Source organism: Massilia psychrophila (genome assembly GCF_002760665.1).
Lineage (GTDB): Bacteria > Pseudomonadota > Gammaproteobacteria > Burkholderiales > Burkholderiaceae_D > JAFCUW01.
In genome coordinates this window covers 1-21359 of the sequence record NZ_PDOB01000045.1, presented here as the reverse complement: position 1 = coordinate 21359, position 21359 = coordinate 1, and the positions used below count along the sequence as shown (strand labels likewise).

Genomic DNA, 21359 nt, shown 5'->3' with positions numbered 1-21359 from the left:
CGCATGCTGGCAAGCGTGGCCGCCGATTGCTTGACTCAAACAGTGTGAATCAAAACTCTTCCCATTCGTCCTTGGCGACGACGACGGGTTTGCGTGGCGCCGGCGTCGACCCGATCGCCGCGCGGGCAAGCTGGACCACTGGAGCTCGTGCGATTGCGCGCGCGGGCGCAGCAGCGGCAGTCCGCGGCGGCGGCGCAGCCAGCCGGTTCAGCGTGAACACGCCGACCACCTCCGACAGCCGGGCCGACTGCGCTTGCATCGACGCGGCGGCGGCGGCGGCCTGTTCGACCAGCGCGGCGTTCTGCTGGGTCACGGTGTCCATCTGGGTGATGGCCCGGTTGACTTGCTCGATGCCGTCGCGCTGCTCGTCGCTGGCGGTGGTAATGTCGTTCATGATGCTGGTCACGCGGGCGATGCTGGCGACGACCTCGGCCATCGTCTTGCCGGCCTCGTCGACCAGGCGCGAACCGGCCTCGACCTTGTCGACCGAGTCGCCGATCAACGTCTTGATCTCTTTTGCCGCGGCGGCCGAGCGCTGCGCCAGATTGCGCACTTCGGATGCCACCACCGCAAAGCCGCGCCCCTGTTCGCCCGCGCGTGCCGCTTCCACCGCGGCGTTGAGCGCCAGGATGTTGGTCTGGAAGGCAATGCCGTCGATGACGCTGATGATGTCGACGATCTTGCGGGAAGACTCGTTGATCGAACCCATCGTCGCCACCACTTCCGACACCACCGCCCCGCCCTTGCTGGCCACCTGCGAGGCGCTGATCGCCAGCTGGTTGGCCTGGCGGGCGTTCTCGGCGTTGAACTTGACGGTCGAAGTCAGCTCTTCCATCGAAGAAGCGGTTTCTTCCAGCGAACTGGCTTGTTCCTCGGTGCGCAAAGACAAGTCCATGTTGCCGTCGGCGATCTCGCTCGACGCCGCACTGATGGTGTCGGTGCCGCTGCGCACCTGGCCGACGATGTCGACCAGGTTGTCGTTCATGGTTTTCAAGGCGGTCATCAGCTGGCCGGTTTCGTCGCGGCTGCCGGCCACGATGTCGCTCGTCAGGTCGCCCGCCGACACCGTTTCGGCAACCCGCACCGCGGCGCGGATCGGACCGGTGATGGAACGGGTGATGGCGAGCGCGAAGCCGGCGCCGATCAGGATCGCCAGCGCGCCGAGCGCGATCAGCAGGTTGCGCCCGCTATCGTACTTGCTTGAAATCTGCTCGTTGGTGTCGTCGAGCACCTTGCGCTGGCCAACGGACAACTTGGCCAGCGCCGCGAGGTAGACTTCGCGCTTGCCGCTCATGTCCTGGCTGTAGATCTGCCTGGCCGATGCGAGTTCGCCCGCCGCCTTGTCCTTGAACACCTTGGTGCGCGCCGCTACGTAGGCCGCGCGATGTGTCAGCACCTCGGCCAGCTGGCTCTTGGCGAGCGGTTCCTGCAGCACCTGGACGAGCTGGTCCTGGATCTGGGTGGCGCGTGCCGATGAGGCTTTCATCTGCGCCTCAATCGCCTTCTCGTCGGCAGCGTCGGTCGCTAGCCAGGCCGCCGTGGTGCGCGCGGCGTTCACTTCGATCACTTGTTGCCATTCGCCGATCAAGCGTTCGTTACGCACTTTCACGTCGACCAGCTCGTTCGTCATCGCACTGGCTGATTGCATGCGCCAGACCGCAATGGCGGTGAGCGCAACCAGCAGCGACAGCACTACCGCGAAGCCGATGGCGAGGCGAGTACCGATATTCATGTTTTTCATGAGAAATTTTTGTTGACTGGAGAACACAAGGTTATCAGAAAATGTAAAGTTTTTTGCTTATATATCTTTATATTTAGGCTTTTTCGCAACATGTTTTTCCGACATTCTTATCCTAGGATACCGGTGGTTTCTATTGCAATGTCGGCTGCCACGCGCCACCCAGGGCACGGTACAGGTCGACGTGGGCGGCCAGCAGGCTGGCGCGCAATTGCAGCACGGCCTGGTCGGCGCTGAACGCGTTGCGCTGGGCATCGAGCTCTTCGAGGTAGGAAGCGTAGCCGTGCCTGGTATTGCTGCAGGCGCGCCGCCGCGATCCGGACGTCGCCATTGTGCGCCAGCGCGCGCTGCACCAGGTCGCTGAGCACCGGGTCGCCGAAGCGGCTCCACCACAAGGCCTCGGGCGCAGCAGCAGGACCGACCGCAGTGCGCCAGGCGGCCGGCGGCCGGCGGAGCCAGGGTCGACGCCGGCCGCTGCGGCATGGACACGCTGCAGCCGGCCAGTGCCAGTGCCAGCACGGTATTGGCCAGCATCTTCATGGCTGCCTGCCGCGCGCCGGGCGCCAGGACGGAAAATTCGGAGCCGGTGGCCGGCGAAATCCGTTCCACGTGGCCTAGCAGCCTGGCGTTTGCCAGTTGCGCGGGGCGTATTGGCCGGGTTGGCCGGGTTGGCTGGGTTCGCTCACGCGGTCTCTCGCGGCAACGTGAAACGGTGACGGAGAGGCGGCGGCATCGGCAGTTTGATCTTGCTTAGTGTTTTGTTACTCTCGGAAAAATTACCGGTCGGAATTGGCAATCCGGTATTGCTCTGCAATTTAGCGATGCTTAGAATCAAGTCTGTTCCATCCGGAAATATCATTAACGTCAGGCTTCGATATCGCTATGATCAAGCGGATTCCCTCTGTTCGCAACTTTACCCTAGGTCTCATAGTAAGCCTGACCTTGCTTCCCTCCTTGGCAGTCGAACAAGAGCTTCAGCTCGACTACCGCCTTAACGAACGTATCGTCCTGATCCCCGCCGGCAAGACCGGCAAGGCGATGATGGAAACCACGGTATTTCGGCCGAACGGCCCCGGCCCCTACCCGCTGCTGATTATCAATCACGGCAAGGACGCGGGCGACCCGGGCCGGCAAACGCGCGACCGCTTCATCTACATGGCCACCGCGTTTGTCAAGCGCGGTTACGTGGTGATGGTGCCGATGCGCCAGGGCTTTGCCAATTCGACCGGGCGCTACACCGATTTTGGCTGCGACATGACGGCCAATGGCTACGCCCAGGCCAACGACGTGCGCGACGCTGTCAATTTCGCCCGCACCCTCGACTGGATCGACGCCGACCGCATCGTTGTCGCCGGCCAATCGTACGGCGGCCTGGCGACGATGGCGCTCGGCACCGGCGACTTGCCAGGCGTGCGCGGCCTGATCAACTTCGCCGGCGGCCTGCGCGACGACGCCAACCTGTGCGACTGGCGCGCCGAACTGGTGCGCGCCTTCGGCACCTACGGCGCCGCCAACAAACTCCCCAGCCTGTGGATGTACGGCGCCAACGATTCGCTGTTCGGCCCGGAACTGGCGACGCGCATGCACGCCGCCTTCGTGCGCACGGGCGGCCAGGCCAGGCTGGTCGAGTACGGCAAATTCAAGCGCGATGCCCACGGCATGATCGCCAGCCGCGACGGCGAAAAGGTCTGGTGGCGCGACACCGAGCGTTTCCTCAAGCAGATCGGCATGCCGACCGAGGAACTCTACACCGTCACCGCCCAGCCCCAAATGCCCAAGAGCGATTTCGCCCGGCTCGACGACGTCGACGCGGTGCCGTTCCTGACCGAAAACGGCCGCAAAGGCTACCGCGAATACCTCGCCAGGATGACGCCGCGCGCGTTTGCGGTGGCGCCCAACGGCGCCTGGTGCTGGGCCGAGGAAGGCGAAGACCCGGACGCCCGCGCGCTGGCCACGTGCGAAAAGAAAGGCGGCCAGCCGTGCAAGCTGTACTCGATCGATGACAATATCGTCTGGCGCGACGTCCCGGCCTCGCTCGAGCGCGCCGCCACGATCGCCGCGGTGACGCCAGCGCCGATGGCGCCGGCCCGCTCGACCGGCGCCATCGGCAGCACTGCCGCGGTCAGCGATTGACCGCGGCACGTTTTACGTTCAAACTCTGCTTTAGTGCCAATTTTGCAACAACAGCCTGGCGCGCCGGCCCGACAATAAAGGGTGTCGTTATTGGAGGGCAAGCATGTCGCGATCTTTTTCCCGTGTGGCCACGCTGCTGCTGGCAGCGGCGCTGGCCGGCGTCCAGCCTGTCTTGGCAGCCAACAACGATCCGCTAGTGCTGGTGCCGGGTTTTCTCGGCTTTGGTCCCGAAAAATTCACCAACATTGGCTTTCGCTACTGGGGTGGCTTCGACGACATCGTCGCCCACATGCAACATGGCGGTGCCCGCCGCGTCATGGCGGCGTCGGTCTCGCCGATCGCCACCAACTGGGACCGCGCGGCCGAACTGTATTACCAGATCAAGGGCGGCTGCGTCGACTACGGCAGCCGCCACTCGGCGCTGCACGGCCACCGCGGCGGCGTCCAAAAGCCGGCCGGCAAATGCTGGGCGGCCGATCCGGCCGACAATCCCGAACACTATCCGGTGGCATTCTACCCGGCGTGGGACGCGGCCCACCCGATCCACCTGGTCGGCCACAGCCAGGGCGGCACCACCATCCGCGCGCTGATCGAACTGCTCGAACACGGCTCGCCAAACGGCGATGAAGGCGGTGCCGACCTGTACGCCGGCGGCAAGGTCAACTGGGTGACCAGCGCCACCACCCTCTCGGCGCCGCACAACGGCACTACCTTGCGCGACGCCGTGGCCGACTTTGCGCCGATGATGCTGCGCTGGGCCAGGCTGATCGACAATGTCGCGCTGATGGCGGCCGGGCCGCCGGCGCCGTGGCTGGCAAGCGCGCCCGCTGTCGCCGCGGCGTCGCCGATCGCCGACTTCGACCTGGTCCAGCTCGAAATGGCGCCCGACGGCGCGCGCGCATTCAACCGCTGGGCGCGCACCTCGCCGCACGTCTATTACTATTCAGTCGCCACCCTGGCCACTGAAGCGGGCAGCGCCCTGTACTTCAACGGCACCGACCGCCTGATCGCGCCGATCCAGCGGCCGGCCTACCAATACCCCCGCGGCGACATGATGTACGTGTTCAAACCGGCGGCCGGCGAATGGATCTATCCGTTGCGGGTACAACATGGCATGGGGGCGTACACCCAGACGGCGCGGGGCCGGGTTCGCATCGACAGCCGGTGGTTTCCCAACGACGGCGTGGTAAATACTTTCAGCATGAAAGGACCGGCCGGCCATCCGCAGCGCACCTGGAACGGCGCCTCGGTGCGGGGGGCGTGGAATTTTCTCGGCACCTACAAGGGAGTCGACCATTTCGACATCCTCGGCTGGCCGGGCGCCGCCGAATCGGCGTATCCGGTGTACGACCGGATTGGCGCCATCATTTACGGGCTCTAGAGGCTCAAGTCCGATCTGCCCATTGGCGCAACTGCGCCACGGTGGCGGTGACGCCGCCGCAAACGATCACCAGCACGTTGCGAAATTCTTTCATCGCGGTGCTGGCATCGTAGGCCACCGCCAGGGTGGCGCCGCAGGCAGGTTCCACCACCACCCGATGGTCATCCATGAAGCGGATGCAGGCGTCCACCGCGGCGCTGTCGGCCACCACGACGCTGCGCAGCGGATGCTCGCTACTCAATGCAAAGGCTTGCTGCGCCACCTGGCGCGCGCCAAGCGAGGTGGCGATGCTGGCAATGCGCGGCAGGACAATCCGTTCGCCGGCCGCGATCGACTGCGCCAGCGAGTCGGCGCCTTCGGTTTCGACGGCGATCACCGGCACGCGCGGCCAGCCGTTGCGGCGCAGGCCGGCGACGACGCCGCACAACAGGCCGCCGCCGCCGACCGACAGCACCACCGCGTCGGGCTTGACGCCAGCGCGCGCCACCTCGTCGATCATGCTGGCGTGGCCTTCCCACAGCAGGGGATCGTCGAACGGGTGGATGAAGGCATCGGTTTCGCCCAGCAGGGAGGTGGCCATCGCATGCGCTTCCTGGAACGAGGCGCCGTGGACGATCACCTCGGCCCTCTCGCGCCGCAGCAGTTCGAGTGCGCGCGCGCTGGTGGTCTCGGGCACCACCACCAGCATCGGCACGCCCAACCGGCGCGCCGCATACGCCGCCGCGATGCCTGCATTGCCGCCGGACGCGGCGACGAAGCGGCGCGCCCCGCGCCGCGCATACTCCTCGCAGGCGAAGCCGATGCCGCGGTTCTTGAAGGAGCCGGTCGGCTGCAGCGCCTCCATCTTGAGCCAGACCGACTGGCCCGGCGCGCCGGACATGGCAGCCGATTCGATGAGCGGGGTTTCGATGTAAAGTGTCATGCCGGGCGGAGTCCATAAAAGCCGATAACGGCCTCATTTTACCCGCGCCCGGCAATCCTGCGATCAAGCCGGCCCCACATGGCGTCACAAGAGTTCCTTGCTACAACATATTCCGAAGAAAATTTTGATTCGCGGACGCTATAACTGTACAGTAATCGGTGTTTTTACATTATTTGACTGTAAAGCATTGGCGTATACGAGCCTGGCGCGCCACAATGACGGCGTACGGTGCACTGGAGACGACTGGCATGCAAACAACCTGGAACGTCAGGCACTACAGCGAAAAGGATGTCACCGCATGAAGCCAGTTGGGCCGCACCATCGTCACCACAACGATCCGCACGACCGCGAAGCGCATGAAGCGCATGAAGCACATGAAGCGCTGCAATCGGACCATGCGCGCCCACCGGCGCCGGCGCTCTCGCGCATCCTGATCTGCCGCAGCGACAACCTTGGCGACGTCGTCCTCACCTTGCCGCTGGCCGGTTATCTGAAGCAGGTGCTGCCAGGCGTCCAGGTCGACTTCCTGTGCCGGGGCTACGCCGCGCCGCTGGTGCGGCAGTGCCGCCACGTCGACCAGGTCCTGGTGCTCGAAGAGCTGACCGATCCCGCGCGCAGGTTTGCCGACGAAGCCTACGATGCCGTGATCTTCGCCTTTCCCAACCGCCGCCTGGCGCAGGCGGCGCGCCGCGCCCGCATCGCCCAACGGGTCGGCACCAGCCACCGCTTTTACCATTGGTACACCTGCAACCGCCTGGCGCACTTCAGCCGGGTCCGCTCGCTGCTGCACGAAGCCCAGCTCAATTTTGAACTGCTGCGTCCGCTCGGCATCGTCCACGTTCCCGAGCTCGGCGACATCGGCGCGCTGTACGGCCTGGCGGCGCCGCGGCTGGCCGCCGTCGATGCCTTGCGCGAGAGTGGCTCGTTCAACGTCGTGCTCCACCCGAAATCGAACGGCAACGGCCGCGAATGGCCGCTGGCCCACTATGCGGCACTGGCGCTGCGGCTGCAGTCGGTGCCCGGCGCGCGCGTCTGGGTGACCGGCAGCGCGGCCGAAGGCGAGTTGCTGGAGCGCGAAATTGGCGCCCTGTTCGCCATGCCGCACGTGCGCAACCTGTGCGGCCGCTTCGACCTGGCCGGGTTGACCGCGCTGATCGGCAGCGCCGACGGCCTGGTCGCCAGCGGCACCGGTCCGCTGCACATCGCCGCGGCGCTGGGGCGGCCCGCACTCGGGCTGTTCCCGCCGATCGCGCCGATCCACGTCGGCCGCTGGGGCGCGCTCGGCCCCCGGGCCCAGTCCCTGTGCGCCGAGCGGCGCTGCGCAACCTGTACCGGCAACGCCAGCTGCACCTGCATGCATGCCATCAGTGTCGACGCGGTTGCGGCGGCCGTGCTCGGCTGGCGCGAGGACCACCTGAAGCAGCTCGACAAGCCGGCGGCGCTGCCGCCACAAACTGCTTTGATCGCGCCATGAAGTTGATCAAGCCCACCGTCTTGCTGACGCTCGACTCGATGCGTTTTGCCAATACCGGCCTGCACACCTTCGGCCATAGCCTGGGACGGGAAATCCTGCGCCAGGGCCAGGCCGAGCTCGACGTGAGCGCCTACACCTATCCCGTCCAGCACGGCTTCCTCGGCCGCGCCGCCGGCTATGTGCGCCATCGGAAATTCCATCGCTGGTTTTTTCCGTTTCAGCGACGCTTCGACGTGGTCCATTTTACCGATCAGTATTGCCGGTTCGGACCGGCGCGGGTGAGCGGCAAGACCATCATGACGGTCCACGACCTTAACCAAATTTACGAGCAGCCGGCCGGCTGCCCCAAGCGGGCCCGTCACATGCGCCGCTTGCAGGTCAAGATTGCCGGCGCCGACAGGATCGTGGCAATATCGCACTTCGTCGCCGCCGACGTGGTGCGCCACTTTCCTGAAGCGCGGGACAAGATCTCGGTGATCTATAACGGCACCGATTCGACCCACGCGCCGGCCGGCCACCAGCCCGCCTGCGCGCCCGGCGGCGCCTTCCTGTTTGCGCTGGGAATGGTGTGCGCGAAGAAGAATTTCCACGTGCTGGTGCCGCTGCTGCGCGACAACGCCAGGAAATTGCTTATTTCCGGCATCGTCAAGGAAGACTACCGCCAGATCATCATGGCCGAAGCAATCGCCTGCGGCGTCGCCGACCGGGTGATCATCACCGGCCCGGTCAGCGAGCACGACAAGGACTGGTATTACGCCAATTGCGACGCGTTCGTGTTTCCATCGCTGGCGGAAGGTTTCGGCCTGCCCGTGATCGAGGCCATGCATCATGGCAAACCGGTGTTCCTTTCGACCATGACGTCGCTGCCGGAAATCGGCGGCGCCGCCGCCTACTACTTCGACAACTTCGAGCCGGCTCACATGGCGCGCGTGCTGGAACAGGGGTTGGCCGATTTCGCCAACGGCGGCGCCGACAAGGTGCGTGCCCATGCGGCGCAGTACACCTGGGCCAAGGCAGGGGCGGCGTATCTCGACTTGTACCGCGGTCTGTACCGCGGCGGTTATCACGGTCATGACCGCGACCCGCTGGCAGCCTGAAACGCGTGCCCATGCGTCCAAAGCGCGGCATTATTACTCATCCGTGTTGTCCCGATAATTACCAGCGGAATCTGATTGCTGCGCAGAACAGAGATTAATATTGTATGCGTTTGGACAGATATTGACGTAGAGCTAAAACCGTGGCAACATATATTTCCACCTAAGAACACTTTTCGCGCATTGCCCAACTCAAGCGCGCTCAACGCTGGTCGCGTTTCCAGGAGCATCGTCGATGACTATATTACTGCCCCTCTCCTTTCACCAACCCGAGATCGAACAGCGGCTTGCGGCCCTCGGTGCGGATGGCCTCGACCAGCTCGATTTCGGGGTAATCGGTTTCGACAGCGCGACAACTGTGCGCCTCTATAACGAATTCGAGTCGAAAGCGGCCGGGCTGACGGCCCACCGTGTGCTCGGACAGCCGTTGTTCACAGTGGTGGCGCCATGCATGAACAACTTCCTGGTCGCTCAACGTTTCGAAGACGCCTTCGAAACCGGCGCCGTTCTCGACGTAACGATCAATTATGTGCTGACGCTGCGCATGCGGCCGACCAAGGTTGCGCTGCGGCTGCTGGCCTCGCCAGGGGCGGCGATGCGCTACGTGCTGGTTGAGCGCCTGTCGTGACGGATACGGGCTTGCAGCCGGATTCCCAGCCCGACGCGCCCGGCATCGGCGAAGAGTACGAAGCGCTGCTCCAGTTCCTTTATCTGGCGCCAGTCGGCCTGGTGCAAGCGGCAATCGACGGCACCATCGCCATGATCAATCCGATTTCGGCACAGCTGCTGATGCCGCTTTCGACCGATGGCAATCTGGCCAACCTGTTTACCGCGCTGGAGGGTGTAGCTCCCTCGCTGCGTTCCATGTGTGCGGATTTTGCCCCATCGTACGGGGTCGTCTGCAACGCCATGCACCTTCACCTGAACCGGCGGGGCGACCGCAAGCCGGCGAAAATGGTGATTTCGCTTACCCTGGTCAAGCTTGACGAAACGCGTTTGATGGCAGTGCTGGGCGACGTTTCCCTGCAGGTCAAGCGCGACCGCGAACTGAAGCAGAGCGACGCCTGGCTCAATGCCATCCTTACCGGCGTCGAAGACTATGCGATGGTCAGCCTCGACCCGCTCGGCCGGATCGAGTCCTGGAATGAAAGCATTGGCCGGCTGACCGGATTTGCGGCAGAAGCGCTGGTCGGTCAACCGTATTCCATTTTCTATCCACCGGATTCGACGACGCCCGAACACCTGCTGGACCGATTGCGCGAAGCCGACGAGAATGGCTGGAGCCTGGACGAGGGTTTGCGGATGCGTGCCGATGGCAGCCATTTCTGGGGCAACTCGATGATCTCGCCGCTGCGCGACGGCGAAGACAGATCGCGCGATCCTGCATTTTGCGATCCCGAATCGCGCGAACCTGCCTACGGCCTGATCATCCGCGACATCAGCGACAAGCGCGAGGCGAGCGAGCAGCAGCGCAAGGCCGCTTATTGCGACTACCTGACCGGCCTGGCAAACCGGCGCGCCTTTTTCGAGGCGGCGGAACTGGAACTGGCGCGCCGCAAACGGTCTCCCCGCTCGACCGCCATGATCATGTTCGACGCCGACCATTTCAAGGCCATTAACGACACATTCGGCCACCCCGCCGGCGACGCCGTGCTGCGCCACCTGGCGCAGTCATTGAAGGCCACCTTCAGGGACGTCGATGTCGTCGCACGGGTGGGCGGCGAAGAGTTTGCCGTGCTGCTGCCGTCGACCGACCTGGCCGCCGCCGCGCTGGTGGCGAACCGCTTGCGGGCGCTGGTGGAAGCCACGCCGGTGTTGGTGGAAGGCGAATTGATCGGCTTTACGGTCAGCGCCGGCGTGGCCGCGATGGACGACGCCATCAGCGGCCTGGACGGCTTGATCAAGCGGGCCGACCAGGCGCTGTACGCGGCCAAGGCGCGCGGGCGCAACCGGGTCGATTGCTGGAGCCCGGAGTGTCCGACGTACAAAGACCACCTGCCAGGCGGCATCAATGCAAGCTGATCAGCCTGATAGCGTCGACGCCTACGAGGCATTGGTCCAGTTCCTGTATCGGGCGCCGATCGGGCTGGTGCAGATCAGCGCCGACGGGACCATCGAAATGCTCAATCCGATGTCGTCGAACCTGCTGATGCCGCTGGCCCCATATGGCAACCTCGAGAACCTGTTCGATGTGCTGGCGGCCGTGGCGCCGCAACTCGGTCCGATGGCAAGCGGGTTTGGCGCAGCCAGCGGCATCGTCTGCGAATCGCTGCGCATCGACCTCGGCGAGATGGCTGGCGCGGGGCCGAAGTGCCTGTCGATCAGCCTGCTGAAACTGGACGACAACCGGCTGATGGCGGCGCTCGGCGACGCCACCGCCGAAATGCAGCGCGAACAGGAAACGCTGGCGCGCCGTCTGAACAGCGCCGCCCGGATCGACAAATTGACGCAAATGCCGAACCGGTGGGCGGTCATGGAACAGATCGCGATCAGCATGGCACGGTTCGACAACGTCACGCGCGGCGAATTTGCCGTGCTGTTCATGAACTTCGACCGCTTCCGGCAAATCAACGACATGCTCGGCAATGCCGTCGGCGACCAGGTACTTACCATGGTCGCCGAACGCATGCGCGGGGCCTTGCGCCCTCCCACCGACCGCATCGCGCTGGTCGCCGGCCCGGGCCAGATGGCGGCGCGTATCGGCGGTGACGAATTCGTTGTCGTGCTCGATGGCATGCGCCGTCCCGGGGACGTCGACAATGTCGCCTTGCGCCTGCTGGAAGCCATCGGCAAGCCGTACGACGTTTCGGGCCATAAAATCAGTTGCAACGTCAGCATGGGCATCGTGCTGGGTACGGAGGCGTCGGGCGACGCCGACGCCGTCTTGCGCGACGCCAGCATCGCCATGACGCAAGCCAAGCGCGCCGGCGGCGCACGCCACGTGCGGTTCGAAACGACGATGCGCGAGCACGCCGCCCGGCGCGGCGACATCGAGGCCGACTTGCGCGTCGCGCTGCAGGAGAACCAGCTATTCGTGGTGTACCAGCCGGTGGTCGGCCTGTTGCCCGACGGCCGGGTCGACCATGCGGCTGGCGTCGAGGCGCTGGTGCGCTGGCAGCACCCCACGCGCGGCATTATTTCCCCAATTGAGTTCATTCAAATTGCCGAAGAGTGCGGCCTGATCGGCGCGCTGGGCGATGTCGTACTGACGCAAGCGTGCAACGATTTTGTAGCCTGGCAGGCATTGCTTGGCCCTGGTGCCCCGCGCCTGCTGGCCGTCAACCTGTCGCGCGTCCAGCTGGCCCAGCCCCGGTGGATCGACACGGTGACCGGCATCCTGCACGCCAGCGGCATGCGGGCCGACCAGCTGCAGCTGGAAGTGACGGAAAGCCTCGCTGCCCAGGACCAGCAGGTGCAGGAGCGCCTGTACGAATTGAAAGCGCTCGGCATCAAGCTGGCCCTCGACGATTTCGGCACTGGCTACTCGTCGCTGGCGAGCCTGCACCTGTTGCCGGTCGATACAGTCAAGATCGACCGCTCGTTTGTCAGCCAGGGCGATACCAGCCACCATCACCGGACACTCATCGAGGCGACCGTCAAGGTCGCCCTCAGCCTTGGCATGGACACCGTCGCCGAGGGCATCGAAACCGAAGCGCAAGCCGGCGTGGTGCGTGAACTGGCGTGCCACAAGGGCCAGGGCTACCTGTTCAGCAAGCCGTTGACAGCTGCCGCCCTGGTGCAATGGCTGGCGGACAAGCAACGGGCCGCGGCCTGACTGAGCGCCCGCGCCGACAGTTACCCACCCCTGCCCTTCCATCAGCCGCGCTGCGCGCCGCTGCCGAACAGGTCGTGCGCATCGAGCACGGCGTAAGCAATCTCGGGATGCTGGTCCAGGCAGCGCCGTACCGCCGCCGGGATCGACTGCCGCGTCTTGCGGCACAGCCCCGGCAGTTGCGCCACCTCGATGATGAAACCGCGCACCGTGCGTACCTCGTTGGGACCGGGCCTGATGGTCAGCGCAATGCCCAGCAGCTCGCGCATGCGTTGTTCGATCTTGCGCAACTCGGCGTAGCTGGCGACCGCTTCGATACGCGCCAGCAGCTTCTTTTCCTCGTCGCGCGTGAGCCTGAGGATGCGGGCGTCGGCGCCGGGGTCGAGCAGCAGGCGCTCGCGCGCGCACACGCACAGCCCGGGCGGGCATTCGGTACGAATCGGGAGATCGGCTGCTTGCGCCATGCTGGGGCGGCTCCGGGCGGTGAACTGAAAAAGTTAAAAAATTCTACCACCGATGCGCTCGAATGGCTTTTGCTTGCGCCGGGCGGGGCCGATGATTGCATTTAAACAGTACAGTTTAGCCTCCTCCCCCACGCCGACCGTGCCATGACATCGCCACTCAGGAACGAATTGTTGTTTGGCACGCGCGCCCTGTTGCGCGATACGCCCTGGAGCCAGTGGCGGCTGCGCGCGCTGCAGCGCAACGAAGCGATGAGCCACGCCGAGTTCGCCGCGGTGCAGGCCAGCCTGCTGCACAAGACGCTGCGCACGGCGATCGCCCGCCTGCCGTTTTATGCGCACATCCGGCGCGATTTTCCGGTCGCGGCAAGCGTCGATGTACTGCGCGCCGAGTTCCCCATCATCGACAAGGCCACGCTGCTGGCCAACCGCCGCAGCCTGTATCCGAACGGCGGCGTCAAGCAACCGTGGCAAGCGCTTGGGGCGACCAGCGGCACCACCGGCGCGCCGCTGGAAGTATTTCGCAGCGTGCAGTCGGTGCTGATGGAACAGGCCTTCGTCAAGCGCCACTGGGCCTGGGGCGGCTACCACGACGGCATGGTGCGCGCCAGCTTGCGCGGCGACCTGGTCGCCGACACGGCCGTAACAAAGCCGCCGTTCTGGTTCTGGAACCGTTACAACCGGCAGTTGCTGGTGTCGTCGCGCCACCTGACCGAGGCCAATGCCGACGCCATCATCGACCGCCTCGAGGCGCTGGCGCCGGCCATGCTGCAGGCCTATCCATCGACCGCATTCACCCTCGCCGGCCTGCTGCAAAGGCGCGGCCGGCGCTTGCACATCGCGCGCGTATTCACCTCGTCCGAGCCGTCGTATGCCCACCAGCGGGAATTGATCCGCGACCGCCTGGGCGCTACCATCATGGACCTGTACGGCATGGCCGAGCGGGTGGCATTCGCCAGCGCCTGCGAACACGGCCAGCTGCATGTCAATGCCGATTACGCCTACGTCGAAATCGTCGATGGCGACGGCCGGCCTACCGATGGCGAAGGCGACGTCGTCGGCACCACGTTCCATAATCACGCGATGCCGCTGGTGCGCTACCGCATGGGCGACCGCAGCCGCTGGAAGCCGGGCCCGTGCCCGTGCGGGCGCGTGTTTCCGATCATCGAGGGCGTCAGCGGAAAATATTTGGACGCCATCACCGGCAGCGACGGCGCGCCGGTCAGCCCGTCGGTGCTGACCTTCGCCTTCAAGCGGATGGACCAGATCCGCAAGTCGCAGGTGGCGCAGGTCGGCCCCGCCAGCTGGGAAGTAAGGGTGGTGCCGCTGCCCGGATTCACCGCCTTTCATCAGCAATATCTGATTGACATTATTCACCGCATGGTCGACCCTCACGTGCTGGTCAAGGTTGTCTTGAGGGACGACCTGCCCAATACCGCCGCCGGTAAATTCCGCTGGGTAGTGAACGAGTATGCCAACAACAATGTACTGCAACCGCCAGGGAATCGACCCGAATGAATTGCCGAAATTCCGCCCTGCTCGTGCTTGCCGTCTCCGCCACACTGCTTTCATGCGCCCATGCGCAAACCATCGCGCCAGACCGGGCCACGCGGGTGGCGGCCGTGCTGCCTGAACTCGACAAGATGTACACGGAGCTGGCCGCGGCGCAGCATTTGCCCGGGCTTGTCGTCGGCGTGGTGCTGGATGGAAAGCTGGTGCATTCGCGCTCGTACGGCGTCGCCAATCTCGCACGCAAGCTGCCGGTGTCAAGCAGCACCGAATTCCGGATCGCCTCGATGACCAAGAGCTTTGTCGCGATGGCCGCGTTGAGACTGCGCGACGACGGCAAGCTGGCGCTCGACGATCCGCTCGTCAAGTACCTGCCTGAACTGCGGCGGGTGGAGCTGCCGACCCTTGATTCGCCGGCGCTGACGATCCGCCAGTTGATGACGATGACCACCGGCCTGCCCGAGGACAATCCGTGGGGCGACCGCCAGATGCAGATCGACAACGCCGCCCTCGAGCGCTTCGTCGGCGGCGGCCTGTCGTTTTCGACTACGCCAGGCGAAGGCTTTGAGTACAGCAACCTTGGCTACATCCTGCTCGGCAAAATCGTCTCGACAGTGTCCGGCATGCGCTTTCAGGATTACATCACGCGCACGATCCTGCAGCCGCTGGGGATGAACAGCACGCGCTGGGAATACGCCGGCGTTGCCACCGACAAGCTGGCCCTCGGCTACCGCTGGGAGCACGGGCTCTGGCAGCTGGAACCGATCCTGCATGACGGCGACGGCGCGGCGATGGGCGGCCTGATCACGACGATGGACGACTTCGCGCGCTACGTCGCCTTCCATCTCGACGCCTCGCCGGCGCGCAGCACGCTCGATACCGGCGTACTCAAGCGCGCGTCGGTGCGCGAGATGCAGCAGCCGCGCGCGTTCGCCGGCATGGCGACGAAGGCGACCCTGGCGGACGGCAAAACGCCCAATCCGAAGGTGACGTTTTACGGCTATGGCCTGAGCTGGACGCGCGACAGCGGCAACGTGGTGACGGTCGGGCATTCTGGCGGCCTGCCCGGTTTCGGCAGCCAGTACCGCTTCGCACCGCAGCACGGCATCGGCGTGATCGCCTTCAGCAACCTGCGTTATGCGCCGGTGTACGCGCCGACCGCAAAGGCGCTCGACCTGCTGATCGAGCGCGCCGGCCTGGTCCCGCGCGCGGTGGCGGTGACCGCCATTTTGGCGACGCGCCAGCGCCAGGTGGCCGAGCTGATCCAGTCGTGGGATCCGGCGCTCGGCGAGGCCATCACCGCCGACAATTTTTTTCTCGACCAATCGCGCGCCGCCTGGCTGGCCGAGACGCGCGGGCAACTGGCGTCGATCGGCACCATCACGGCAGTCGGCCGGCTCACCGCGGAGAACGCCCTGCGCGGCAGCTTTGCGCTGGTCGGCGAGTGCGGAACGCTGCAAGTGAGCTTCACGCTGACGCCGGAGCGCGAGCCGAAGATCCAGCAGCTCGACGTCAAGCCTGCCGGCGTTAAAGATTAAATTCGAGCCTTGAAAAAAGGCCGCCTCCCGGCGGCCCCTTTCCTTTGCAACCGGCTTATCGGGCCGGCGCCAGTTGCAGGCGAATTTCACCGCCCGGATACATCGAGCTGTGGACGTTCAAGTACAGCTTGCCGGCCTGGTAACTGGCGTATTGCGCGTCCGTCAGTTTGGCGCCGGGAGCCGCCGCGAAGGTGTTCTCGCCGCTTTTTACGAACGGCACGATCACCGGGCCGTTGACGCCTTTGGACGCTTCGTGGATGTGCGCCATCGTCGCTGTCATGCCCGATACGTCGATCGATCCGGTAACCATCTTGTCGGCGCCGATCATGACGGTGCTCCTGCCGCTGGCGGCCGATGGATTCGGCGGCACTTCCTGCGCGCCGGTCAGCATCATGGTCGGTGCCGCAGCGGCCGGGGCCGCTGGCATCGCGCTCGCGGCCGCTGCCGGTGTCGGCGTCGGCGCGATTGCGGTCGGCGTTTTCGCAACCGGCGCGGCGGTGGTGCCCTTCGACATCGTCGATGCACAGCCGCTCGTGATCAACAACCCGGCAACGGCGGCGATCCCCGCAAACCGGACGTCTATTTTTAACATCTTCATTCGTCGTTCTCCTGGTGGTTTGACTACGGTAGTGGGTCGATCGATCGATTGCTCGATTCCCCGCTTGCGAACAATGTCGATATTACATCAACCAGGCGATAAAGCGCGCACCATACGGACGCTGTCCGAGGCTAGCTGCTTGCCGCCACCCCGCTGCGCAGGTCGTCCACCGGCGCGCTGCCGAACAGGGGGCTCAGCAGGTAGCCGACCAGATGGCGCGCGCATTGCGCCGGCTCGGACAGGGCGCCGGCGCGCTTGAGGTCATCGAATTTTTCGCGCAGCGGGAATTGTTCAAGCGACAAAGCGCGGATCTCGGCCTGCATGCCGGTATCGATGACGCCCGGCGCCAGGCTGCAGATGCGCAGGTTGACATCATGGTCCAGCGCGACGGCGCGCGCGTGCTGGTCGAGCGCCGCCTTGGTGGCGCAATACACGTTCCAGCCCGGATAAGCGCTGCGGCCGGCGCCGCTCGAGACGTGCAGGATGCGGCACTCGCATCGCAAGGCGCGCGCTTGCGCGACGGCGCCGGCGAGCATCAGCGGCGCCGCGACATTCAAGGCAACGGCGCGCGCTACCGCCAGCGGGTCCTGCAGCGCCAGCGCGCCGACCGGCTGCACCGTGCCAGCGTTATTGATCAGCAAAACCGTGCTGCAGCCGGCAATTGCCCCGGCCAGCGCGCCGCCTGCGATCCAGGCGGCCAGCGCGGCGCTGTCGGCAAGGTCGAGTTCAACCTGCTCGAACGCTTGCGGGTAGCGCGCCGTCAGGTCGGGCGCCGCGCCGCGCGCCAGGCCCAGCACCGGGATGCCGCGTCCCAGCAGCTCGAACGCAATTGCCGCGCCGAGGCCTTTGGTGTGTCCGGTGAGTATGGCCTTGATCATGATGCATTTTCTACGTGAGTGAAATACAGTCTACGCCGCAAATGAAAAAACCGCGACCAAAAAGGCGGCTGCAGCGGTGCAGCCCCCCTTTTCGGCCATGTTCGGCCATGTTCGGCCATGAACGGACGCCTGGCTTGGCTCAATGCTCGGTGTTCGCCGGCGCCGGCACGGTGCGGTTGGATTCCCGGTCGCCGCTGGGCGCGGGCGAGCGCGGCGCCGACAGCACGCGCGACCCCTGGCCTGCATACTGTTGGCCGGCGGCGGGGAAATTGCCGCGCTGCTGCTGGTGCTGATTCTGGTTCGAATGCGAAATCGGCTCCTTCATGCCGCTGCCGCGCACCAGGGTACCAGGAGCGTGGCCTTGCATCCTGCCGCCAGGAGCCGCTTCGAACGGCCGCGTCAGCCCGGTGGCGACGACGGTAACACGCATCGCGTCGCCAAGCGTATCGTCGAACACGGCGCCGAACTTGATGATGGCGTCGTCGCTCGTCTGCGCGCAGATGACGTTCATGACCTGCTTGGTCTCGCGCAGTTTCAGCGTTTGCTCGGAAGCGGCAATGTTGACCAGCAAGCCGCGGGCGGCATGCAGGTTCGAGCCGTCGAGCAACGGGCACGAGATCGCCTCTTCGGCCGCCTTGACCGCGCGGTCTTCACCGCTGTGCAAGGCGGTGCCCATCATGGCGGTGCCCATCTGCCGCATGACGGTGCGCACGTCCTCGAAGTCGACGTTGACCATGCCGGGCACGTTGATGATTTCGGCAATGCCAGACACCGCCTTGCTCAACACTTCGTCGGCCGCGGCGAACGCTTCTTTCTGGGTAATGTCGTCGCCCAGCACTTCTTCCAGGCGGCTGTTGAGGACAACGACGAGCGAATCGACCGACTTCGACAGCAGAGCGATGCCCTCGTCGGCGACGCGCATGCGGCGCGCGCCCTCGAACTCGAACGGCTTGGAGACCACGCCGACGGTGAGGATGCCCATTTCCTTGGCCACCTCGGCGACTACGGGGGCGGCGCCAGTGCCGGTGCCGCCGCCCATGCCGGCAGTAATGAAGACCATGTGCGCGCCCTTGAGCGCTTCGGCGATGGCGCCGCGTTCGCGGATCGCCGCTTCGCGCCCGACCACCGGATCGCTGCCGGCGCCAAGCCCGGTCTCGCCGAGTTGAATGCGGTTGGCGTCGCCGGTATTGGCAAGGGCCTGCGCGTCGGTATTGGCGCAGACAAATTCGATGTTCGATAGTCCAGACGAGGCCATGTGGTTGACGGCGTTGCCGCCAGCGCCACCGACGCCGATTACTTTGATGACGGTCTCGGATTGCAGGTTTTTCGGCTCAGACAAGGAGGGCTCCTTTTGGGTTAAGTGGTAGCGGTGCGGGCGGTGCGCTTGCACGCCCCTGGCGGCGCTGTCCCGGCTCCGGACGGGAGCGCTAGTGGAGAGCGCGCATGGCGACGGACTGCGCACCGCGCATATTCAAATCGACAAGTTAATTGCACAGATTGTGTTGCAGCGCCGACGAGTCAATAGCGTACTTGCAGAACCGCGGCAGCGAAAGCGCCGATTCGTTACATTCGAAAGCATTTGTAACATCAGGTGCAAAGTCGTCCAAGGAGGCACTCGCGATCCTGTGGCGTCGGCTGCAATCACGTGAAAAAATATGTCCCGTTGCGTTCCCTGCACTGCGCCGACTGAATCAAACGGAGCAGAAGATCTTATGGGACTAACTTGTACCGGCGCCGGGCGCTGCCTTCATGGCTGCCGCTGCGCACCTGGGTGCTATAACGCCGCGATGACCAGTTTTACCGCATCATGTGCCGCCACCCATCCGGACGCGACCAGCGCGGGCCGGCACTGAACGCATTCGGTGAACGGATTGCAGTCATGTTTTAATTCGATGTAGTGCACGCCCACGGTCGGACGGCCAACGTAGGAATCGACCTTGTCCTTGCTTTCCTTCGAGCCGGCCTTCACCGCTTCGTTTGCGCCCTCATCTTTCGCCAACCACCGTTCAAACGGTGCGGTTTCTGTTCCGTCCGGCACGTACCAAGCTTTGCGCTCAGCGTTCCAGCGGGCGCCGAGCGCCTTTGCCTGGTCTTTTTCCGCATACGGCACCTTCAAAATCTTCATTTGCTTTCCCCATTCGTCGAGTCGCAGAGTTTAATGCAAGACCGTGGATCGGGCCAACCGGGTTTGCGCCATCTGACCGATTGCATGCGCGCGCCTGTCCGCTGCGCCGGGCTGTCGTGCGCCACGACCGGGAATGCGTTAAGATCGTACCCAGCCACACCCCCCTGCCCAACTGCCCTCGCGCGCGCCCGGGCAACATCGTTTTTATCTGCAAAACCTGTCAGCGTTCCGGCAGCAGCATCGCCGCCGCGGCCATTCCAACCAAATTTATCTGACGAAGCTCTTCCAGGCACTTTATATGTTTTCAATCATTTTGAACGTCATCGGTACGTTGCTTCATTTTTATGTAGCAGGCCGGCTCTACAAAATCCGCCCGATCCGCGACCGCATTGCAGCACCGGCATGGTGGCTCGGCGCCGGTTTCATCTGGTTGTTGTACATTGCCGGCATTCAGATCGGCGACGAAGCGCTCGACTGGCGCTGGTGGCCGGGACAGTTCGCGATGACATGGATCGGCATACAGTTCGTGATGGCGCTGTGCTTGCTGGTTGCCGACCTTGTCACCGGTTTCGGACTGTGGTGGCGCAACTGGGCGCCGCGCCTGATCGCTGTCGCCGCTGTCGCCGGGGTCGCCCTTAGTACTTTTGGCGTCTACCAGGCCATGCGTGCACCCAGCGTTGTCGAGCACGAACTGGTGCTGAAGAACCTGCCCGCCGCGCTCGATGGCACGGTGCTCGTCGCCGTCACCGACCTGCACCTCGGCGCGCAACGCCGTTCTGCCTGGATGGGACAGCGGGTCGATCAGATCAACCAGATCGCTCCGGCGGCCGTCTTCATGGTCGGCGACCAGGTGGAAGACAATCCCGTCGGCGAGGCCGAGCTGGCGACCGTACTGCGGCGCCTCAAGGCGCCCCTGGGCGTCTGGGCGGTAACCGGCAATCACGAGTTTTACGGCGCCGTGAACACCACGATCGCCGAGTTCGAGGCCGGCGGCGTGCGCTGGCTGCGTGACAGCAAGGTGGAGCTCGCACCGGGCCTGATGCTCGCGGGCCTCGATGACATTGGCCGCGCCATGCGCAATGGCGGCAACTACACGGATGGCCTTGATGAGCTGCTGCCAGGACCGACGAACACGGCCACCATCCTGCTGTCGCACATACCGGCCCCTTCGCTCGTCGAAAACGCCGCGGCCAAGGGCGTTGACCTGATGCTGTCCGGGCACACGCATGGCGGCCAGATCTGGCCGTTCAATTATCTGGTCCAGCGTGAATTTCCGCACCTGGCAGGAGCGCACCAGGTCGGCGACATGGCACTGGTGATCAGCCGCGGCGCCGGCAGCTGGGGACCACGCATGCGCCTGTGGCAGCCGGGCGAAATTCTCAAGTTGACGCTGCGTTCGGCCCAAAAGCCCGGCCAAATCGCCATGAATTAAAAACGAAAGTTGGCATTGTAGGCGGCATCGCGATGAAGCGGTGCGTCGTCGCCGAAAGCGCGGGCCGTTTCCGAAACGGAAAATGAGGCCAAGACCGCATTCCGTAGTAGGCATATGGCTTTCCTTCGTGTCGCGCGCCGGCGACATCTGGCTCCTGGGCACAGCCCGGCGCCCGAGGGCTACAACGAGGAAATCAGTTTTGCCCCGCAAGCGGTAACGTCGTTGTGATACGCGTACGGTCTTCCCTTATGCTTGGCACCGTTGCCATCCGGTTTGATCGGAAAGTTTCCTTTGCATTTTGGAC

Annotated in this window: 18 protein-coding genes; 10 read left to right on the top strand and 8 right to left on the bottom strand. The window is 64.7% G+C overall.

Features of this window, described 5'->3' with window-relative positions; all coding sequences use genetic code 11:
• Positions 1–49: 49 nt before the first annotated feature.
• Positions 50–1741 (bottom strand): methyl-accepting chemotaxis protein, encoded by a 1692-nt coding sequence (locus CR103_RS19565; protein WP_099917602.1) that lies wholly within the window; start codon positions 1739–1741, stop codon positions 50–52.
• A 130-nt stretch (positions 1742–1871) separates the two neighbouring features.
• Positions 1872–2069 (bottom strand): TolC family protein, encoded by a 198-nt coding sequence (locus tag CR103_RS19560; protein WP_180279468.1) that lies wholly within the window; start codon positions 2067–2069, stop codon positions 1872–1874.
• Between the two features lie 623 nt (positions 2070–2692).
• On the opposite strand from CR103_RS19560, the gene CR103_RS19555 reads away from it, so the two are divergent.
• Together CR103_RS19555 and CR103_RS19550 are read left to right on the top strand one after the other, a co-directional pair.
• Entirely contained in the window at positions 2693–3871 is a 1179-nt protein-coding gene (locus tag CR103_RS19555) for an alpha/beta hydrolase family protein (protein WP_229443667.1), read from the top strand.
• A 103-nt stretch (positions 3872–3974) separates the two neighbouring features.
• Positions 3975–5252: an esterase/lipase family protein gene (locus tag CR103_RS19550; protein ID WP_099917600.1), complete on the top strand. Its 1278-nt coding sequence runs from the start codon at positions 3975–3977 to the stop codon at positions 5250–5252.
• A 4-nt stretch (positions 5253–5256) separates the two neighbouring features.
• Here CR103_RS19550 and CR103_RS19545 read toward each other — a convergent pair whose 3' ends face one another.
• Entirely contained in the window at positions 5257–6174 is a 918-nt protein-coding gene (locus CR103_RS19545; protein WP_099917599.1) for a pyridoxal-phosphate dependent enzyme, read from the bottom strand.
• Positions 6175–6472: 298 nt separating this feature from the next.
• Here CR103_RS19545 and CR103_RS19540 point away from each other — a divergent pair, with 298 nt between their 5' ends.
• The 5 genes from CR103_RS19540 (at position 6473) to CR103_RS19520 (ending at position 12517) form a co-directional block, all read left to right on the top strand.
• Positions 6473–7648 carry a glycosyltransferase family 9 protein gene (locus tag CR103_RS19540; protein WP_099917598.1) on the top strand — a complete coding sequence of 392 codons (1176 nt, stop codon included), beginning with the start codon at positions 6473–6475 and terminating at the stop codon, positions 7646–7648.
• Positions 7645–8745, top strand: a complete 1101-nt coding sequence (locus tag CR103_RS19535; RefSeq protein WP_099917597.1) for a glycosyltransferase family 4 protein — start codon at positions 7645–7647, stop codon at positions 8743–8745. Before CR103_RS19540 ends, CR103_RS19535 begins: the two co-directional genes overlap by 4 nt.
• A gap of 232 nt (positions 8746–8977) precedes the next feature.
• The gene (locus CR103_RS19530) at positions 8978–9370 is read left to right on the top strand and encodes a phosphonate transporter (RefSeq protein WP_099917596.1); all 393 of its coding nucleotides are present in this window, start codon (positions 8978–8980) and stop codon (positions 9368–9370) included.
• Positions 9371–9381: 11 nt separating this feature from the next.
• Positions 9382–10764: a sensor domain-containing diguanylate cyclase gene (locus tag CR103_RS19525; protein ID WP_229443665.1), complete on the top strand. Its 1383-nt coding sequence runs from the start codon at positions 9382–9384 to the stop codon at positions 10762–10764.
• Positions 10754–12517 (top strand): putative bifunctional diguanylate cyclase/phosphodiesterase, encoded by a 1764-nt coding sequence (locus CR103_RS19520; protein WP_099917595.1) that lies wholly within the window; start codon positions 10754–10756, stop codon positions 12515–12517. Before CR103_RS19525 ends, CR103_RS19520 begins: the two co-directional genes overlap by 11 nt.
• A 41-nt stretch (positions 12518–12558) precedes the next feature.
• On the opposite strand, the gene CR103_RS19515 is transcribed toward CR103_RS19520, so the two are convergent.
• A complete protein-coding gene (locus tag CR103_RS19515) occupies positions 12559–12978 on the bottom strand; it encodes a hypothetical protein (protein ID WP_099917594.1) in 420 nt (139 codons plus the stop codon).
• Positions 12979–13122: 144 nt separating this feature from the next.
• Between CR103_RS19515 and CR103_RS19510 the strand changes: the two genes are divergently transcribed.
• Positions 13123–14493 carry a phenylacetate--CoA ligase family protein gene (locus CR103_RS19510; RefSeq protein WP_143752679.1) on the top strand — a complete coding sequence of 457 codons (1371 nt, stop codon included), beginning with the start codon at positions 13123–13125 and terminating at the stop codon, positions 14491–14493.
• Entirely contained in the window at positions 14490–16022 is a 1533-nt protein-coding gene (locus CR103_RS19505) for a serine hydrolase domain-containing protein (RefSeq protein WP_099917592.1), read from the top strand. The genes CR103_RS19510 and CR103_RS19505 overlap by 4 nt, the downstream gene beginning before the upstream one ends.
• A gap of 55 nt (positions 16023–16077) precedes the next feature.
• On the opposite strand, the gene CR103_RS19500 is transcribed toward CR103_RS19505, so the two are convergent.
• The 4 genes from CR103_RS19500 to CR103_RS19485 all read right to left on the bottom strand — a co-directional run bounded on the left by CR103_RS19500 (position 16078) and on the right by CR103_RS19485 (position 19623).
• The gene (locus CR103_RS19500; protein WP_229443663.1) at positions 16078–16620 is read right to left on the bottom strand and encodes a CHRD domain-containing protein; all 543 of its coding nucleotides are present in this window, start codon (positions 16618–16620) and stop codon (positions 16078–16080) included.
• Between the two features lie 131 nt (positions 16621–16751).
• Positions 16752–17498, bottom strand: a complete 747-nt coding sequence (locus CR103_RS19495; protein ID WP_099917591.1) for an SDR family oxidoreductase — start codon at positions 17496–17498, stop codon at positions 16752–16754.
• 139 nt (positions 17499–17637) lie between these two features.
• A complete protein-coding gene (gene ftsZ / locus CR103_RS19490; protein WP_099917590.1) occupies positions 17638–18837 on the bottom strand; it encodes a cell division protein FtsZ in 1200 nt (399 codons plus the stop codon).
• Between the two features lie 435 nt (positions 18838–19272).
• Positions 19273–19623, bottom strand: a complete 351-nt coding sequence (locus tag CR103_RS19485) for a DUF5710 domain-containing protein (protein ID WP_099917589.1) — start codon at positions 19621–19623, stop codon at positions 19273–19275.
• Between the two features lie 298 nt (positions 19624–19921).
• Between CR103_RS19485 and CR103_RS19480 the strand changes: the two genes are divergently transcribed.
• Positions 19922–21055 carry a metallophosphoesterase gene (locus CR103_RS19480; RefSeq protein ID WP_099917588.1) on the top strand — a complete coding sequence of 378 codons (1134 nt, stop codon included), beginning with the start codon at positions 19922–19924 and terminating at the stop codon, positions 21053–21055.
• Positions 21056–21359 lie beyond the last annotated feature (304 nt).

What these genes read in the sequence shown, in the direction of transcription:
- CR103_RS19565 (WP_099917602.1), bottom strand. Translation starts at nt 1,741, where the DNA reads ATGAAAAACATGAATATCGGTACTCGCCTCGCCATCGGCTTCGCGGTA.
- CR103_RS19560 (WP_180279468.1), bottom strand. Translation starts at nt 2,069, where the DNA reads ATGGCGACGTCCGGATCGCGGCGGCGCGCCTGCAGCAATACCAGGCAC.
- CR103_RS19550 (WP_099917600.1), top strand. Translation starts at nt 3,975, where the DNA reads ATGTCGCGATCTTTTTCCCGTGTGGCCACGCTGCTGCTGGCAGCGGCG.
- CR103_RS19545 (WP_099917599.1), bottom strand. Translation starts at nt 6,174, where the DNA reads ATGACACTTTACATCGAAACCCCGCTCATCGAATCGGCTGCCATGTCC.
- CR103_RS19540 (WP_099917598.1), top strand. Translation starts at nt 6,473, where the DNA reads ATGAAGCCAGTTGGGCCGCACCATCGTCACCACAACGATCCGCACGAC.
- CR103_RS19535 (WP_099917597.1), top strand. Translation starts at nt 7,645, where the DNA reads ATGAAGTTGATCAAGCCCACCGTCTTGCTGACGCTCGACTCGATGCGT.
- CR103_RS19530 (WP_099917596.1), top strand. Translation starts at nt 8,978, where the DNA reads ATGACTATATTACTGCCCCTCTCCTTTCACCAACCCGAGATCGAACAG.
- CR103_RS19520 (WP_099917595.1), top strand. Translation starts at nt 10,754, where the DNA reads ATGCAAGCTGATCAGCCTGATAGCGTCGACGCCTACGAGGCATTGGTC.
- CR103_RS19515 (WP_099917594.1), bottom strand. Translation starts at nt 12,978, where the DNA reads ATGGCGCAAGCAGCCGATCTCCCGATTCGTACCGAATGCCCGCCCGGG.
- CR103_RS19510 (WP_143752679.1), top strand. Translation starts at nt 13,123, where the DNA reads ATGACATCGCCACTCAGGAACGAATTGTTGTTTGGCACGCGCGCCCTG.
- CR103_RS19505 (WP_099917592.1), top strand. Translation starts at nt 14,490, where the DNA reads ATGAATTGCCGAAATTCCGCCCTGCTCGTGCTTGCCGTCTCCGCCACA.
- CR103_RS19500 (WP_229443663.1), bottom strand. Translation starts at nt 16,620, where the DNA reads ATGAAGATGTTAAAAATAGACGTCCGGTTTGCGGGGATCGCCGCCGTT.
- CR103_RS19495 (WP_099917591.1), bottom strand. Translation starts at nt 17,498, where the DNA reads ATGATCAAGGCCATACTCACCGGACACACCAAAGGCCTCGGCGCGGCA.
- CR103_RS19485 (WP_099917589.1), bottom strand. Translation starts at nt 19,623, where the DNA reads ATGAAGATTTTGAAGGTGCCGTATGCGGAAAAAGACCAGGCAAAGGCG.
- CR103_RS19480 (WP_099917588.1), top strand. Translation starts at nt 19,922, where the DNA reads ATGTTTTCAATCATTTTGAACGTCATCGGTACGTTGCTTCATTTTTAT.